Below are 15,266 nucleotides of genomic sequence, written 5' to 3' on the forward strand. Positions count from 1 at the left end.
ATTCTTTTGATAAAAATTGACTTTTTCTTCAGTCTGAATCTGGACTGGTTTATAGTTCAGATTTTTTTGTGTTCAAAAAGGCTTATCTTTTGTAGGAATTTCTTGTTTAGATAGATACTATTTACTAAGATAAATCGAAAATAACATTTTCAAATTTTAACACTGTTACGATAAAAAATTAATATATTAAAAAAACATGGCAGTTATTAAAAAATTTGTTATACTTTGTCGGAAAATTGTAAAGTTCAGATATCAGTGAAGTGCAAGCTGGTTGGTGAAGCGGTTTGTTGGGGAAATGCTTATGTAATAAAGGGTTTGAAGGGATTTTGCAAGAAAATTTTTTCTTGACATTAAAATTTAAGATTATAAAATAAAGGCAAGAGTTATCAATTAACATGATTCCGGATAATGTGTTTGATACTCTTGCCTTATATTTATTAGTTGTTTTTGTGAAACTTCTAATATTTTTAGTCATCCAAGTAAAAGGGGGGCAAATGACATGAAATTAACTAAAAAATTGCCGATTGTATTGGCCGCTTCACTGGGATTAGCTGGGGCAGCCTTTGTCAGTGCTCATTCAGCATCAGCAGTTCAAGCTATTAGTTCTGAACAAGCAAAGACCATCGCTTTGGCAGATGCAGGGCTAAAAGCAAATCAAGTTAATTCTATAAAAGTGCATCAAGATTCTGATAATGATGTCCCAGTTTTTGAAGTAGAATTTCGTAGCGATCAGTCAGATTATGATTATACTATTGATGCAGCAACTGGTGTTATCACTGAAAAAGATATTGATGTTGATGAAAATCATACAGATGCACAAGAACAGGCAGTGAAAATATCTGCTAATGATGCAAAATCAATTGCTTTGGGAGATGCAGGACTTACTGAAAAGCAAGTGTCATCTTTGAAAGTAGAAGCTGGATCTGATAATGATGTTCCTAATTACAAGGTTGAATTTAAACATGGCAGACTTGAATATCGTTACGCTGTCAATGCACTCAGCGGAACAATCACTGCTAAGGAAACCAATTAGTTTATATAAATTTAATACGATAAGACAACCGAGCTGGCTTTCCAGCTCGGCTTTTTGGCATAAGAGACTATGTAAAAAGAGGACAATAGTTGCTTAATTATTTTGAGATGATTTGTAAGTGTTTTGTGAAATTATTGATTTGCTTTCCTTTTTAAGTTAGAGTGACAACTAAAAAGCCTGTTATCAGAATGTCATATAAGTTAAAAGCTCGGTGACAAGGATTGACAAGGTTTATACAGATTTGTAGAATGGGTGGCATGGGAGTGAGGTCAACCCCAAAATTGAAAATTTTGGGTCTCACTACGTTCTGGTTTTAAGGTGGTGACCTGAAACGGTCTCTCCCCAGACCTTTTTAATCGGCATCGGCCACTGTGTCAAGAGCTTATTCCAAAATAGAAATATTGGATGAGTCTTGCCCAGCTTCTCTAAAGGATTAGATTCTTGTTCATTCCGGAAAACAGCAATCATATTCTTTAGAACAATGTTATAAGATTTATGAGTTTTATAACAGCAACCTAGCTAAGGTGAGATGTTTAAAAATTTTCTCACGAGCTATTAGAGGAGGAATTCATTTCATGAAATTGGCAAAAAAATTACCAGTAACAATGGTGGCTTCACTAGGATTAGCAGCAGCGATGTTAGGAAGTTCCGCAGTTTCTGCCGAAACTCATAAGGATTGTCAGCCGCATCCGAGAGAATGTCAAACACGTATTTCAGCTGATCAAGCTAAATCTATTGCTTTGAAAGATTGTGGTTATGATGCAAGTTACTTTAAATCTGTTAAAGTAGATGAAGATCAAGTCAATGATCAATTTGTCTATAAAATCGAATTTAAAGGCAGTCACTCAGAGTACGATTATGTTATCAGCGGACATAATGGCAGCATCATTGAGAAGGATAGCGATGATGATGAAAAAGACAATCAGCGCAAATGCCAAACAGATTCAGCTACTAGTACTGAAGCAGCAACTAGTGCTGAGACACAGGCAAGCACTAAAGCTAGCACAGAAACATCCAATGCTAGCAGCAGCGAAGCAGCAACTAGTGCTGAAACGCAGGCAAGTACTCAAGCTAGCACAGGAACATCCAATGCTGCCAGCAGCGAAGCAGCAACAGATTCGAATTCAAATAGTTCTGTAACCACTGAAGCAGCAACTAGTGCTGAAACGCAGGCTAGCACTCAAGCTAGCACAGAAGCAAGTACTGTTTCTAATGTAACGACAGAAGCTGATACGAATTCAAATGTGCATGCAGGTAGCGATTCTAATTCTGCTGAGCATAGCGAAGATCATCAAAATCAAGACTGTGATGATGACGAGGAAGATCATGATGAGGATCATAATAATCAAAAACATCACGACGACGATGATGATGACGAAGATCTTAATGATGAGTATGAATAAGCCCAACTTATTGGTATTAATTTTAAGACCTGAGACCAAGCTGGAAAATCCAGTTTGGTCTTTTTCGATTTCATGATTTATTATTAGCTTTAGTATTTTAGCCTTGAAAAATCGTGATAAAAGACAGTTTTACAGTTATCAGCTTTTTATTTGTATTCATTTTTGTTATCCAGCCATCTAAATTTTTGTTATAATGATGGAAGTTAAACAAGGAGATAAAATTATGCAGAGGGCAATTTTTGCAGGTGGCTGTTTCTGGTGTATGGTTCAGCCTTTTGAAGAACAGAAAGGTATTTTGTCTGTCCGATCAGGCTATACAGGAGGACATGTTGCCAATCCAACTTATGAGCAGGTTTGCAGCCATACAACGGGGCACACTGAAGCTGTAGAAATTATCTTTGATGACAGTAAGATTTCTTATGCTGATCTTGTGAAACTTTACTGGCAGCAGACTGATCCGACCGATGCTTTTGGACAGTTTGAAGATCGCGGGGATAACTACCGTCCTGTTATTTTCTATTTTGATGAAAGGCAAAAAGAAATCGCCGAGAAATCTAAAAAAGCTCTGCAGGCTTCAGGTCGGTTTGACCGTCCTATTGTGACAAGCATTGAACCAGCACAGCCCTTTTATGAAGCAGAAGACTATCATCAGGCTTTTTATCGAAAAAATCCTGAGCGTTACGCGGTAAGTAGTAAAATCCGTCACCAATTTTTAAAGGAGAACTGGCAATGAGAAAATCTTTTTACACTTGGCTCATGACTCAGCGCAACCCCAAATCCAAAGCACCTGCTGCCCTTTTAGCGGATTTGGTTTTTGAAGACACGACTTTTCCTAAGCATACGGATAATTTTGAAAAAGTCAGCCGCTATTTAGAAGATGAGGCAAACTTTTCTTTTAATCTGAGTGAATTTGATAAGATTTGGGAAGATTATCTGTCACATTAAAAGTCACGCGGTCAGCGTGATTTTTTGATATAATAATACCAAATGCAAGAAGATGAAACAGGGCTACCTGTCAAAAAAGTTTTTTATTTATCGGCTTTGGCCGCAAAAGAGCGATTTGACATGTTCCCTTAAACATATAATAAAGGAGCCGCTTTTGCAAGATTATTCTGTTGATATTACCTTAAACCATCCCGACGACCTGATGAGCCTTTTTGGTTCCAATGAGCGCCATTTGAAGCTTATTGAGGAACAGCTCGGCGTCATTATTCATGCCAGAACAGAGCGGGTGCAGATTCTGGGAGACAGTGAGGAAGCTGTTAATTTAGCCCGCTTGACCATTGAAGCGCTGCTTGTTTTGGTTGGCCGGGGTATGATTATCAATACGTCGGATGTTGTCACAGCCCTTTCCATGGCTCAAAATGGCAGCATTGATAAATTTGTAGCTCTCTATGAAGAGGAAATTATCAAGGATTCTTATGGCAAGCCCATTCGTGTTAAAACATTGGGACAGAAAGTCTATGTGGACAGCGTCAAGAATCATGATATTGTTTTTGGCATCGGTCCTGCCGGAACGGGGAAAACATTCTTAGCTGTAACACTGGCCATAACAGCTCTGAAAAGAGGGCAGGTCAAACGGATTATTTTAACGCGGCCGGCTGTTGAAGCCGGTGAAAGCCTTGGCTTTTTGCCGGGGGATTTAAGGGAAAAAGTCGACCCCTATCTGCGTCCGGTTTATGATGCCCTTTACCGTATTTTGGGCAAGGAGCAGACTGCCCGTCTGATGGAGCGTGAGATTATTGAAATCGCACCTTTAGCTTATATGCGCGGCCGCACGCTTGATGATGCCTTTGTTATTCTTGATGAAGCGCAAAATACTACCATCATGCAGATGAAAATGTTCCTGACTCGCCTGGGCTTTAATTCTAAGATGATTGTCAATGGGGATATCAGCCAGATTGACTTGCCTAAAAATGTCAAATCAGGCTTGGTTGATGCTGCTGAAAAACTAAAAAATATCAAACAGATTGATTTTGTTTATCTGTCAGCTAAAGATGTGGTCAGACACCCTGTGGTTGCTGAGATTATCAATGCTTATGAACATTCAGCTGAGGAGGAAGATGAGGCTTCTCACAGAAAGCAGGATGGACTTGCTAGTTATGAAACTTTAGGTGAGCCAGCCAAGGAGTCAGCAGATGACCAAGACAGTTCTCTTAGTTAATCTGGATAAACTGCACACGACTGAACTTGGGCGGCTTCGCTTGCAGAAGAACTTAAGGAGGCAGAATGTAAAGAATGATTGAAAAATTATCTCAGTCTTACAGCTGCCGCCGACTGATGGAAGCGGATATTCCAAATGTCTTAGCCTTATACAAAAGCAATCCTCTGTATTTTCACTACTGTCCGCCCAATCCGAGTCTGGAAAGTGTCAGAGAAGACATGCAGCAATTGCCCGAGGGAAAGTCTCGTGCGGACAAGTTTTTCCTTGGTTTTTGGAATAAACAAGACTTGGTGGCCGTTATGGATTTTGTTCTAGCCTATCCTGATGAACAAACGGTGTTTATTGGTCTGTTTATGATTAATCAGGCTTATCAGGGAAAGGGAATCGGCAGCCAACTTATGACAGAAGTATTAGACCATTTTTCAAAAAATTTTCAAAAGGCACGCTTGGCCTATGTTAAAGGGAATCCTCAGTCACAAGGTTTTTGGGAAAAACTGGGTTTTACAGCTGCAGGAGCTGAGGTTAAGCAGGAACAGTATACGGTTGTTCCAATGGAGAAATGGTTAAACTAATCAGTAAGGATACGGGTAAACGGTATTAAGCAGAAATCTGAGGGTGATAGAAACTAATGAAAGCATTGATTTTTGATGTTGATGATACTTTGTATGATCAAATTCAGCCTTTTAAAAGGGCATTGGAAAATCATTTAAAGGTAGCTGAAAATTTGCTGGAGCCTATTTATATTGCCAGCAGGAAGTATTCAGATGAGGCCTTTGATGCAGTTCTTTCCGGAGAGATGACGCTGAAAGCCAGTCATATCTATCGTTTGCAAAGAGCACTGGCTGATTTTGGACTGGAAATATCAGGCGATGAAGCCTTGATTGTTCAAGAAGACTACAGCCGTTATCAGGGTCAGCTGGCGCTTTCTTCAGAATTCAAGGAAGTATTTGCCTACTGCCGGCAAGCAGGTATTGTGATGGGAGTTATTACCAACGGTCCCCATCAGCACCAGCTCAAGAAGATTAACAGTTTGGATCTTTTTCGCTGGATTCCTCGGGAAAATGTGCTGATTTCAGGAGAAGTCGGACTTGCCAAACCATCGCGGGAAATCTTTGATTTATTAGCTGAGAAACTGCAGCTGTCATCAGCTGATATTTACTATGTGGGGGATTCTTTTGAAAATGATGTTGTCGGCTGCCATAATGCCGGCTGGAAGTCTATCTGGCTCAACCACAGAAACCACCTGCCATCACAAAAAGAAATCCATGCTGATTATACTCTGCAGCATCGCTCTGAGCTGCTGCCGCTGTTAAAAACGATTAAACAGTAATGTCACTGTCTGCCGGATTGAAACTGCGCAAGCAAAGAAGTCACAAAGCCCAATCAACAAGTCAGGGCTTTTTCTTTTCTTTAGAAAGTAAGGGCTTTATGGTATAATAAAGTGATAAGATTAGAAGAGCAGGAAGGATAAGGCTGGCTTACGTGTAAGCAAGCACGGATGACTTGCTTGAAATTTAGATAAGCTAAAAGCAAGCTTTAATCGCTGTTTGGCATAAGTTTTCTGTTTGTTCATGTTAAGATTAAGGAACATTTGAAGACAGTTCAGTAAGCTTTTACATGATTGAACTGCGGCTGAACAGCGTGATTATTTTGTGTTTAACTGTCTGAATTTCTGCTGCATCCAGCCTTTTACATGAGATATGTATATTGAAATGATTGATGAGACCGGTAAGGTTCCAGAAAGTATCAAAAAGCAAACCTTGGATATTTTGGATTTCGCTGCTGAAAAGACAGGCAAAGAGGATAAGGAAATGGCCGTCACTTTTGTCAGCAACGAGCGCAGCCATGAGCTCAATCTCCTCTACCGTGAGACAGATCGGCCTACTGATGTTATCAGTCTTGAATATAAACCTGAATCTAACCTTAGCTTTGATGAAGATGATTTAAAAGAAAATCCTGATCTAGCGCAGATGCTGGCAGAATTTGACTCTTATATCGGTGAATTATTTATTTCGGTCGATAAGGCCAGAGAACAAGCTGAAGAATACGGCCACAGTTTCGAACGTGAAATGGGCTTTTTAGCAGTGCATGGTTTTTTGCATATCAATGGTTATGACCATTACACTCCCCAAGAAGAAGAAGAAATGTTCAGCCTACAGGAAGAGATATTGAATGCCTATGGACTTAAGAGATAATAAACAAAGCCAAAAAAAATGGAAAAACAGAACTCTGACTTCCAGCCTTGAATTCGCTCTGACAGGTATTCTTACAGCTGTCAAAGAAGAGCGCAATATGAAAAAGCATGCAGTGTCGGCTGTGTTAGCTGTTATTGCAGGCTTTGTTTTTAAGGTGTCCGTCATCGAATGGCTTTTTCTTTTACTGAGTATTTTTTTGGTCATTACCTTTGAAATTGTTAACTCGGCTATTGAAAATGTCGTTGATTTAGCCAGTGACTATCACTTTTCCATGCTGGCTAAAAATGCTAAGGATATGGCAGCTGGCGCTGTTTTGATGATTTCAGGCTTTGCTGCTTTGACCGGCCTGATTATTTTTGTGCCAAAGATTATTGATTTGATTTTTGGCTAATAGCTGAGCTGGATTCTTGTCAGCAGCAGGAGTGATAATGATCTATTAGCTGCTTTAAAGCAACTGCTAATGCAGTTCAAACTGGAAATAATAAAAATGAAAGGAACGGACGAGTTTGTGTTCTGACCTGAACACGGACTAGAGGCCATGTAAAAAAGACCAACTGCGGGAAATCAGGATTTTCTGTCAGCTGATTATCTTTACTTTGCTTTTAACGTCCTTTGTATCTTATGTTTAAATCTGGCTTTGTAGCCATTTTGGGCCGTCCTAATGTCGGCAAGTCAACATTTCTCAATCATGTCATGGGGCAGAAAATTGCCATCATGAGTGACAAGGCGCAAACGACGCGCAATAAAATCATGGGCATCTATACGACAGATGAGGAGCAGATTGTCTTTATTGATACACCGGGAATCCATAAACCCAAGACGGCTCTAGGCGATTTTATGGTGGAGTCTGCTTATTCAACATTGCGCGAAGTAGAAACGGTGCTCTTTATGGTGCCGGCCGATGAAAAGCGCGGCAAGGGCGATGATATGATTATGGAGCGCCTCAAGGCAGCCAAGATTCCTGTCATTCTGGTCATCAATAAGATTGACAAGGTTCACCCTGACCAGCTTTTGGAGCAGATTGATGATTTTCGTTCGCAGATGGATTTCAAGGAAATTGTTCCCATTTCAGCGCTTCAGGGCAATAATGTGGAAACCCTCATGACTATTCTCAAGGACAATCTGGAAGAAGGTTTCCAGTATTTCCCTGAGGAACAGATTACCGATCATCCAGAACGCTTTTTGGTGTCTGAGATGATTCGCGAAAAAATTCTCAAATTGACAGAGCAAGAAGTACCGCACTCAGTAGCTGTGGTTATCGAATCTATGAAACGCGACGAAGAAACGGATAAGGTCCACATCCGCGCTACCATCATGGTAGAGCGTGACAGTCAAAAAGGGATTATCATCGGTAAACAAGGCGCCATGCTCAAAAAGATTGGTAAAATGGCACGCCGCGACATTGAACTCATGCTGGGTGACAAGGTCTACCTTGAAACTTGGGTCAAGGTCAAGAAAAACTGGCGTGATAAGAAACTGGACTTGGCAGACTTCGGCTATAATAAGAAAGAGTACTGAGAGTGGGACAGAAATCATTATTTCGGAGAAATTGATTTCGTCGTCCCACCTCCGCACAGTTGATTAGGATGACCGCTATCACTTGCGAAGCAAGGGATGAGGACTTCCAATCAACCACTGCGTCAATTGTTTAGTACTGTATAATTGAAAGCGTTTGGAACGTTTATCCTAGACTCATGACTGCCATCTTGCAATAGAAAAGTGGCAGGAGCATGAGCCGGAAAACTGGTGAGTGAGGTACAGCCAAGTGGACTGTTTTAGGCCATCGCCTGAAAATAAGAAAGCGATGAGGTCCGGGGGACCTTTTTAACCCGAGCCCAGAAATGGGGAAGCGAGGCACGAATAGATTCGCAGTCCAAGTTGAGCTTAGTGAAGGAACAGACCAATGACAGTTAACTTATTTATCGAAGAGACAGGACAAGAACAGAAACAAACAATAATCTTCTTGCACGCCTCTGGTTCCAGCAGCAGGATGTGGCGGCATCATTTGGCTGCACTTCAAACTGATTTTCATTGTATTGTCATTGACTTGCCCGGACATGGCAGTAGTCGAGATATTGAATGGACAAGGTTTGATGAAGTCGCTGATCTCATTGCTGAAATGATTAAAAGCAGGTCGCATGGTAAACCGCACCTTGTTGGACTGTCGCTAGGTGCCTGCCTCATTTTTAGTCTGCTGAAAAAGCATGCTGACTTGATTGACCGGGTGATTGTTGATGGTGCCGGTCATCAACCCATAAAAGGACATGGCAAAGTCATTGCAGGTGTCTATTTTATGTCATATTTAAAAAATACTAAGTTAATCGCAAAACTCATGACTAGCATGATGATTAAAAGTGGGGTTCCTCAAGAAGACTGTCAGCTGTTTATTGAAGATTTACAAAGATCAACGAAGCGTTCATTTCGTCGTGCTATGTCACAGGCTAATCTGCTAAAGGTCAATGCAAACTTTGATAACCCTGCTTTCTTTGTTTCAGGCGGTAAGGAATCTGCGACAATTCATCAATCGCATCAGCTACTAGCAGGACAACATACCAACAGTGAATGTGCCTATTATCCCAATAAGGGTCATGCTTGGCTGTTTAGTGATGTTGATACGCATATTCAGCTGGTAAGGTACTTTTTACAGGGAGCTGCATTTCCAGAGAAATTGCAGTGCTTTAAAGGCTGCTAGATTGAGGAGAAGCCTATGGAATACAACACACTTATCCCAGAACTGATTGTCTCAGACATTGAAAAGGCCTATGCTTTCTACGTTGATCTTCTAGGATTTAAAGTAGCGTACGACCGCCCTGAGGATAAGTTTTATTTCCTTACCTATGGAGATGTCCAGTTGATGATTGAAGAAGCAGGTGAGGAAGAACTTAACCAGATGGCCTATCCCTTTGGGCAGGGACTTAATTTTTCTTTAGGTGTGGACGATGTGTCAGCCATATATCAAGCTTTTCAGGAAGTTGGTTATCCCATTCATCAGGAATTAAAAGTCAGAGAATTTCGTGTGGGCAATGAAGTGGTTCGCCCTCAAGAATTTGCGATTCTAGACCCTGATGGTTACTACTGGCGGATTAGTGATTGAGGCGGAGTGATATCTGAGGTTAGACTGTAAAGTTTCTTGTCTGAAAACGATAAGACAGGTTTCATGTCCTATTTAAAATTTTGTTAAAAGTAAAAGGAGTCTATATGTTTCCAGACTACATTTCCTATATACGCTCAAAAGTTGGACATGACAAGGTGATTTTGACTTTTGCAGGTGGAATTTTGGCAGATAAGAATGGGCGTGTGCTCTTACAACTACGAGGTGATAAGAAAACCTGGGCAATTCCAGGTGGTGCAATGGAGGTCGGTGAATCTACACTTGACACGGCCAAGCGTGAATTTTTTGAGGAAACGGGTATCAAGGTAGAGGCGACACGGTTTTTGAATGTCTACAGCAATTTTGAGGAAATCTATCCCAATGGTGATAAGGTGCAGACCATCGTTATGATTTATGAGTTCAAGGCATTGGAGGACTTTGATATCTCTGATTTCCATAATGAAGAAACTTTGCGCTTGCGTTTCTTTTCTCAGGAAGAAATTGAGAAGCTGGAGTCTGTAAGTGATAAGCACCGTCTGATGTTGACTGAGTATTTTGAAAATAGCTTTGCTATGGGGCATTGAAGAGCTGGGCTATTGTGGCTTATTTTCTTTGACAGAAGGAGGACTTGTTATGACTTATTTAGATATGTTAGTAGAAAGTGTTGACCGTGCACAGGAACGGTTTGAGCGTTTGTTTGAAGGAGTAACAGTTGAAGAGGCCAATCGTTTCCCGGCTGCAGAAGTTTCAGGTCAAATTAAATCCATGACCTGGCTGGCTTGGCACACGGCGCGGGAAATGGATTTGCAGATTTCTGATTTAGCGGATACAGAGCTAATCTGGTTTAGTCAGGGCTGGAAAGAAAAGTTTCATTTGGACTTGCCTGATGACACGCCAGACTGGCGGCATTCTTTGGAGGAAGCCCAAAAGGTTCAGGTGGATGACCTAAGTCTTGTGCTGGGCTATTTGGATGCAGCTGTCAAGCTTACTAAAGACTACCTCAAGTCGCTGGATGAAGACAGTCTTGATGATATTGTGGACGATTCTTGGACGCCTGCGGTTACTCGCGGTGCCCGTCTGGTGTCGATCATTGATGATGCTGCCATGCATTCGGGTCAGGTCATCTATGCTAGACGCCTACTAGGATTAACAGATTAGCTGTTGAAAAAGCCAAAAAGTATAAAAAATTTAATGAAAGAAAGGAAGGGGCAGCCTGGATTCCAAGAAGAAAAGCTGATGAAAAAGATAAGAAGCCTAGAAAATCAAATTTTTCTGTCTTGTCCTTGTTTCTATCAGTTTTTCCGGCTGCTCCTGATGTCTTAGATATGCCCGAATTACCAGAGGTTGAGACGGTCAGACGCGGTTTGGAGCGTTTGATTGTTGGCAAAAAGATTGTATCGGCAGATGTGCGCGTGCCCAAGATGGTCAAGACGGATTTTGACAGTTTTCGGCTGGACTTGCCGGGCCAAACAGTTCACTCTATGCGCCGCCGCGGCAAATATCTCATTTTTGATTTAGGCGCTCAGGTGCTGATTTCGCATCTGCGCATGGAAGGCAAGTATCTGCTCTTTCCCGAGCAGGCGCCAGATAATAAGCACTTTCATGTCTTCTTTCACTTAGGTGATGGCTCAACCTTGGTTTATCAGGATGTCCGCAAGTTTGGAACATTTGAACTGCTGGCAAAATCGGCTGAAAATGCTTATTTTAAACAAAAGAAAATAGGACCTGAGCCAAGCAAAAAAGACTTTAAGCTGGCGCCCTTTGAGCGAGCTGTCTTGTCTTCTCATAAGTCCATCAAGCCGCTGCTTTTGGAGCAAAAATTGGTTGCCGGTCTAGGCAATATCTATGCCGATGAGGTATTGTGGGCAGCCAAGGTTCATCCAGAACGTTCGGCTGACAGCCTGAAAAAAGCTGAAATCAAACGGATCCATGACGAAACCATCCGTATTTTGCAGCTGGGAATTGAGCAGGGCGGCTCGACCATTCGTACCTACCGCAATGCACTTGGTGAAGATGGAACCATGCAGCAGTACTTACAGGTCTACGGCAAATCTGGTGAGCCTTGTTCGCGCTGCGGAACAGAGATTCAGAAAATCAAAGTAGGAGGACGCGGGACGCATTTTTGCCCGTCCTGTCAAAAACGATGAGCAAGATTATTGGAATTACAGGCGGCATTGCCTCCGGCAAATCAACGGTTGTGGAGCACATTCGCCAAGCTGGTTATCAGATTATTGATGCGGATCAGGTCGTGCATGAGCTGCAAAAAAAGGGAGGCAGACTTTATCAGGCGCTCATTCTTGCCTTTGGGACAGAGATTTTAGCAGCTGACGGGGAGTTGGACAGACCTAAATTGGCTCAGCTGATTTTTTCCAGCAAGGAAAACCAGGAAAAATCTGCCAAGCTGCAAAATCGGATTATCCGTGAGGAATTGGCAGACAGGCGTGATGCTTTGGCTGCTAAAGAGTCTATCTTTTTTATGGATATTCCGCTTTTGCTGGAGCTGGACTATCAGGACTGGTTTGATGAAATCTGGCTGGTCTATGTAGATGAGGAAAAGCAGTTAGAGCGCTTGATGAAGCGCAATCACTACAGTCTTGATGAGGCTGCTAAACGGCTGGCTGCCCAGATGCCCTTACAAAATAAGAAGAAATTTGCTCAGGTTATTATTGACAATAATGGCAGTCCGAAAGAGACTCTGCAGCAGCTCCAGCTGCAGTTAAAACGTTTAGCAGATGGTTGATTGAAAGGAAAAAGCAATGACTGAAAATTATTTTGAAGACAATCGTGTCAACTGGAATGACCGTGCCCGTCTGCATCAAGAGTCAGGCTACGGAATTGACAAGCTCTTAGAAGACAAAAGTTATATAACACCCGAGGTAGCTCAGGATAAGGATTTAATAGGAGATCTGACAGGTAAAGATGTTGTGCATCTCCAGTGCCATCTAGGGACAGATACTATTAGCCTGGCACGTCTAGGAGCTGAGCGTCTCGTCGGTCTAGACCTTTCTGATGAATCTTTAAAGCGTGCTAAAGAGCTAGCTGAAAAGGCCAATGCCAATATTGAATTTATAGAAGCAAATGTCTATGATGCTAGGTCAGCCATTGAGGGAGACTTTGATTTGGTGTATACGTCCTTGGGTGTCTTGTGCTGGCTGCCAGACATTGCTGCTTGGGGCAGAGTCGTTGCTAGCCTTTTGAAACCGGGCGGCAAATTTATCATTCGCGATGACCATCCCATGTTTATGACCCTTGGTGAGAATATCAGTCAAGGCTTTAAAATCGAACAGCCTTATTTTGAACAGACAGAGCCTATGACTTGGGAAGACGAAGGATCTTATATTGAAGCAGATGAGTCTTCAGAAAAAATCCAGCATCCGCGCAATCACCAGTGGAACCATGCACTCAGTGAAATTATTATGGCCTTGATTGAAGCAGGTTTGCAGATTGATGTGGTTGATGAAAGTCAGCAATCCGCTTGGAATATCTGGCCGGATTTGATGGAAGAGCGTTCAGGCAGCTATGTCCTCAAAAAGGGTTCTCAAAATCTGCCCTTACAGTTTCTCATTGCCGCTCATAAGCCTAAAGTCTAGTCTTAACTGGCTGTGAAGGGAAATAAAAACAGTTTCAGATGAGACGGATCGCTAAGCAAAAAATCCCTTTTGTGCTATAATAATGAAGCAGTTTAGAGAAGGAAGATGATGAATTATAGAAGCGCATAGTATTGTGACTGTCAATTGGCGGCAGAATATGAGAGTCGCTTGGTTTGGTAATTTTTTGACTGGAGCAAGTTTTTCACTGGTTATGCCTTTCATGGCACTTTTTGTGGAAGAATTAGGTGCTGATCCAAGCAGAGTGGAATTCTATGCAGGTCTGTCAGTCTCACTGTCAGCTCTGGCTTCAGCCTTGGTTGCTCCTATTTGGGGAAAGCTGGCTGACCGCTATGGGCGTAAACCCATGATGATTCGGGCCAGTCTGGTTATGGCCTTTACCATGGGAGGCTTAGCCTTTGTTCCCAATGTCTTTTGGCTCTTGACCTTAAGGCTTATCAATGGGGCCTTTGCAGGCTATGTGCCTAATTCAACAGCCTTGATTGCAGGGCAAGCTCCGCAGGAAAAACTAGGCTATGCACTGGGTACTCTGGCAACGGGAGTGACAGCTGGCACCTTGATTGGTCCTCTTTTGGGCGGTTATTTTGCTGATTTATTAGGCATTCGCAATCTCTTTCTTTTTGTCGGCAGTTTGCTTTTGCTGTTGAATTTTATGACCATCTTTTTGATTAGAGAGGATTTTAGACCGGTTAAAAGAAGCGATGAACTGCCAACCAGAGAACTGTTGAAACAGATTAAGAACCGTCAAGTCATGGTGGGTCTTTTTGTGACCAGCATGATTATCCAAATTTCGGCCCAGTCCATTGCACCGATTTTAACACTTTACATTCGGCATTTGGGACAGACCGACAACCTCATGTTTGTATCAGGCCTAATTGTATCCAGTATGGGCTTTTCCAGCATGTTATCCAGTTCTCTCTTAGGGAAGATTGGAGATCGCATCGGGAACCATCGTCTCTTGCTGGCTGCCCTTTTTTACAGCTTTTGCATGTATATTTCATTTACGCATGCAAAAACACCTCTGCAGCTGGGACTGCTTCGGTTCATGTATGGCTTTGGAACAGGGGCCTTGATGCCCAGTGTGAATTCTCTTTTAACCAAGATCACTCCAAAAGAAGGGATTTCGCGTATTTTCAGCTACAATCAGATGTTTACCAATATGGGGCAGGTCATCGGGCCTTTTATCGGATCAAGCGTAGCTGCAGGACTGGGCTATGATTGGGTTTTCTATGTGACCAGTGCCATTGTCTTTGTGAACTTCTCTTGGAGTTTCATCAATTTTAGACATTATTTGAAAGTTAAGGAAATTTAGTGCGTATTAAGATTCATTTACAATGTTCGAGCTGCGGCAGCAAGAATTACCTGACCAGCAAAAATAAGCAAAATCACCCTGAAAAAATTCAGGTGCTCAAATACTGTCCCAAGGAAAGAAAAGTAACCCTGCATGTTGAATCTTAGCAGGAAATATGTTAGAATGGCTAAGATGACAGTGGAGGAAGTGTAAGTACATGTACAACTTTTTAATAACAATATTGCTGGTCTTATCTTTGATTTTAGTGATTGCGATTTTCATGCAACCGCAAAAGAACCCCAGCAGCAATGTTTTTGATAACAGCGGCTCAGAAGCCTTGTTTGAACGTACGAAAGCTCGGGGCTTTGAGGCCTTTATGCAGCGCTTTACAGCAATTTTAGTCTTTTTTTGGCTTGTGACTGCTTTAGCGATTGCGATTTTATCAAGTAAATAAAAATGAGCTTGACCTAGTCTGGCTTAT

At 41.9% G+C, this 15,266-nt stretch carries 20 protein-coding genes; all 20 read left to right on the forward strand.

The genetic code is table 11. The features are described 5' to 3' along the window. Positions 1-499 precede the first annotated feature (499 nt). Complete coding sequence (locus SCSH_RS03370; protein WP_057490489.1) at positions 500-1,033, forward strand: PepSY domain-containing protein; 534 nt, start codon at positions 500-502, stop codon at positions 1,031-1,033. Positions 1,034-1,608: 575 nt separating this feature from the next. Next, a complete protein-coding gene (locus tag SCSH_RS03375; RefSeq protein ID WP_057490490.1) occupies positions 1,609-2,436 on the forward strand; it encodes a PepSY domain-containing protein in 828 nt (275 codons plus the stop codon). 223 nt (positions 2,437-2,659) lie between these two features. Beyond that, on the forward strand, positions 2,660-3,169 hold the full coding sequence (gene msrA, locus SCSH_RS03380; protein WP_057490491.1) for a peptide-methionine (S)-S-oxide reductase MsrA: 510 nt from the start codon (positions 2,660-2,662) through the stop codon (positions 3,167-3,169). Beyond that, positions 3,166-3,381, forward strand: a complete 216-nt coding sequence (locus tag SCSH_RS03385) for a YozE family protein (RefSeq protein ID WP_057490492.1) — start codon at positions 3,166-3,168, stop codon at positions 3,379-3,381. The genes msrA and SCSH_RS03385 overlap by 4 nt, the downstream gene beginning before the upstream one ends. Positions 3,382-3,535: 154 nt before the next feature. Further along, positions 3,536-4,600 (forward strand): PhoH family protein, encoded by a 1,065-nt coding sequence (locus SCSH_RS03390; RefSeq protein WP_057490530.1) that lies wholly within the window; start codon positions 3,536-3,538, stop codon positions 4,598-4,600. A 74-nt stretch (positions 4,601-4,674) separates the two neighbouring features. Then, complete coding sequence (locus tag SCSH_RS03395) at positions 4,675-5,172, forward strand: GNAT family N-acetyltransferase (protein ID WP_057490493.1); 498 nt, start codon at positions 4,675-4,677, stop codon at positions 5,170-5,172. 56 nt (positions 5,173-5,228) lie between these two features. Further along, complete coding sequence (locus SCSH_RS03400; RefSeq protein ID WP_057490494.1) at positions 5,229-5,930, forward strand: HAD family hydrolase; 702 nt, start codon at positions 5,229-5,231, stop codon at positions 5,928-5,930. Positions 5,931-6,300: 370 nt separating this feature from the next. Continuing rightward, positions 6,301-6,795, forward strand: a complete 495-nt coding sequence (gene ybeY / locus SCSH_RS03405; protein ID WP_057490495.1) for an rRNA maturation RNase YbeY — start codon at positions 6,301-6,303, stop codon at positions 6,793-6,795. Beyond that, positions 6,779-7,186 carry a diacylglycerol kinase gene (dagK, locus tag SCSH_RS03410; RefSeq protein WP_027976511.1) on the forward strand — a complete coding sequence of 136 codons (408 nt, stop codon included), beginning with the start codon at positions 6,779-6,781 and terminating at the stop codon, positions 7,184-7,186. The genes ybeY and dagK overlap by 17 nt, the downstream gene beginning before the upstream one ends. Before the next feature lie 230 nt (positions 7,187-7,416). Further along, positions 7,417-8,313, forward strand: a complete 897-nt coding sequence (gene era / locus SCSH_RS03415; protein ID WP_057490496.1) for a GTPase Era — start codon at positions 7,417-7,419, stop codon at positions 8,311-8,313. Positions 8,314-8,698: 385 nt separating this feature from the next. Continuing rightward, complete coding sequence (locus tag SCSH_RS03420) at positions 8,699-9,487, forward strand: alpha/beta fold hydrolase (protein WP_057490497.1); 789 nt, start codon at positions 8,699-8,701, stop codon at positions 9,485-9,487. 15 nt (positions 9,488-9,502) lie between these two features. After that, positions 9,503-9,889 (forward strand): bleomycin resistance protein, encoded by a 387-nt coding sequence (locus tag SCSH_RS03425; RefSeq protein WP_027976508.1) that lies wholly within the window; start codon positions 9,503-9,505, stop codon positions 9,887-9,889. Between the two features lie 104 nt (positions 9,890-9,993). After that, a complete protein-coding gene (locus SCSH_RS03430; protein ID WP_027976507.1) occupies positions 9,994-10,470 on the forward strand; it encodes an NUDIX hydrolase in 477 nt (158 codons plus the stop codon). Positions 10,471-10,519: 49 nt separating this feature from the next. Then, a complete protein-coding gene (locus SCSH_RS03435) occupies positions 10,520-11,044 on the forward strand; it encodes a DinB family protein (RefSeq protein ID WP_057490498.1) in 525 nt (174 codons plus the stop codon). Positions 11,045-11,211: 167 nt separating this feature from the next. Continuing rightward, positions 11,212-12,033: a DNA-formamidopyrimidine glycosylase gene (mutM, locus tag SCSH_RS03440; RefSeq protein ID WP_057490531.1), complete on the forward strand. Its 822-nt coding sequence runs from the start codon at positions 11,212-11,214 to the stop codon at positions 12,031-12,033. Continuing rightward, positions 12,030-12,626, forward strand: a complete 597-nt coding sequence (gene coaE / locus SCSH_RS03445; protein ID WP_057490499.1) for a dephospho-CoA kinase — start codon at positions 12,030-12,032, stop codon at positions 12,624-12,626. Before mutM ends, coaE begins: the two co-directional genes overlap by 4 nt. Before the next feature lie 16 nt (positions 12,627-12,642). Further along, entirely contained in the window at positions 12,643-13,476 is an 834-nt protein-coding gene (locus SCSH_RS03450) for a class I SAM-dependent methyltransferase (protein ID WP_057490500.1), read from the forward strand. Between the two features lie 157 nt (positions 13,477-13,633). Beyond that, a complete protein-coding gene (locus SCSH_RS03455) occupies positions 13,634-14,806 on the forward strand; it encodes a multidrug efflux MFS transporter (RefSeq protein WP_057490501.1) in 1,173 nt (390 codons plus the stop codon). After that, positions 14,806-14,952: a 50S ribosomal protein L33 gene (gene rpmG, locus SCSH_RS03460; RefSeq protein ID WP_003087331.1), complete on the forward strand. Its 147-nt coding sequence runs from the start codon at positions 14,806-14,808 to the stop codon at positions 14,950-14,952. The genes SCSH_RS03455 and rpmG overlap by 1 nt, the downstream gene beginning before the upstream one ends. A 50-nt stretch (positions 14,953-15,002) precedes the next feature. After that, positions 15,003-15,239 carry a preprotein translocase subunit SecG gene (gene secG, locus SCSH_RS03465; protein ID WP_057490502.1) on the forward strand — a complete coding sequence of 79 codons (237 nt, stop codon included), beginning with the start codon at positions 15,003-15,005 and terminating at the stop codon, positions 15,237-15,239. Positions 15,240-15,266: the final 27 nt, after the last annotated feature.

Origin of the sequence: Streptococcus orisasini (assembly GCF_001431045.1) — a bacterium.
Taxonomy (GTDB): domain Bacteria; phylum Bacillota; class Bacilli; order Lactobacillales; family Streptococcaceae; genus Streptococcus; species Streptococcus orisasini.

Excerpts from the sequence above, each read along its gene's own strand:
- SCSH_RS03370 (WP_057490489.1), top strand. The coding sequence starts at position 500 with ATGAAATTAACTAAAAAATTGCCGATTGTATTGGCCGCTTCACTGGGA.
- SCSH_RS03375 (WP_057490490.1), top strand. The coding sequence starts at position 1,609 with ATGAAATTGGCAAAAAAATTACCAGTAACAATGGTGGCTTCACTAGGA.
- msrA (WP_057490491.1), top strand. The coding sequence starts at position 2,660 with ATGCAGAGGGCAATTTTTGCAGGTGGCTGTTTCTGGTGTATGGTTCAG.
- SCSH_RS03385 (WP_057490492.1), top strand. The coding sequence starts at position 3,166 with ATGAGAAAATCTTTTTACACTTGGCTCATGACTCAGCGCAACCCCAAA.
- SCSH_RS03395 (WP_057490493.1), top strand. The coding sequence starts at position 4,675 with ATGATTGAAAAATTATCTCAGTCTTACAGCTGCCGCCGACTGATGGAA.
- SCSH_RS03400 (WP_057490494.1), top strand. The coding sequence starts at position 5,229 with ATGAAAGCATTGATTTTTGATGTTGATGATACTTTGTATGATCAAATT.
- ybeY (WP_057490495.1), top strand. The coding sequence starts at position 6,301 with ATGTATATTGAAATGATTGATGAGACCGGTAAGGTTCCAGAAAGTATC.
- dagK (WP_027976511.1), top strand. The coding sequence starts at position 6,779 with ATGGACTTAAGAGATAATAAACAAAGCCAAAAAAAATGGAAAAACAGA.
- era (WP_057490496.1), top strand. The coding sequence starts at position 7,417 with ATGTTTAAATCTGGCTTTGTAGCCATTTTGGGCCGTCCTAATGTCGGC.
- SCSH_RS03420 (WP_057490497.1), top strand. The coding sequence starts at position 8,699 with ATGACAGTTAACTTATTTATCGAAGAGACAGGACAAGAACAGAAACAA.
- SCSH_RS03425 (WP_027976508.1), top strand. The coding sequence starts at position 9,503 with ATGGAATACAACACACTTATCCCAGAACTGATTGTCTCAGACATTGAA.
- SCSH_RS03430 (WP_027976507.1), top strand. The coding sequence starts at position 9,994 with ATGTTTCCAGACTACATTTCCTATATACGCTCAAAAGTTGGACATGAC.
- SCSH_RS03435 (WP_057490498.1), top strand. The coding sequence starts at position 10,520 with ATGACTTATTTAGATATGTTAGTAGAAAGTGTTGACCGTGCACAGGAA.
- mutM (WP_057490531.1), top strand. The coding sequence starts at position 11,212 with ATGCCCGAATTACCAGAGGTTGAGACGGTCAGACGCGGTTTGGAGCGT.
- coaE (WP_057490499.1), top strand. The coding sequence starts at position 12,030 with ATGAGCAAGATTATTGGAATTACAGGCGGCATTGCCTCCGGCAAATCA.
- SCSH_RS03450 (WP_057490500.1), top strand. The coding sequence starts at position 12,643 with ATGACTGAAAATTATTTTGAAGACAATCGTGTCAACTGGAATGACCGT.
- SCSH_RS03455 (WP_057490501.1), top strand. The coding sequence starts at position 13,634 with ATGAGAGTCGCTTGGTTTGGTAATTTTTTGACTGGAGCAAGTTTTTCA.
- secG (WP_057490502.1), top strand. The coding sequence starts at position 15,003 with ATGTACAACTTTTTAATAACAATATTGCTGGTCTTATCTTTGATTTTA.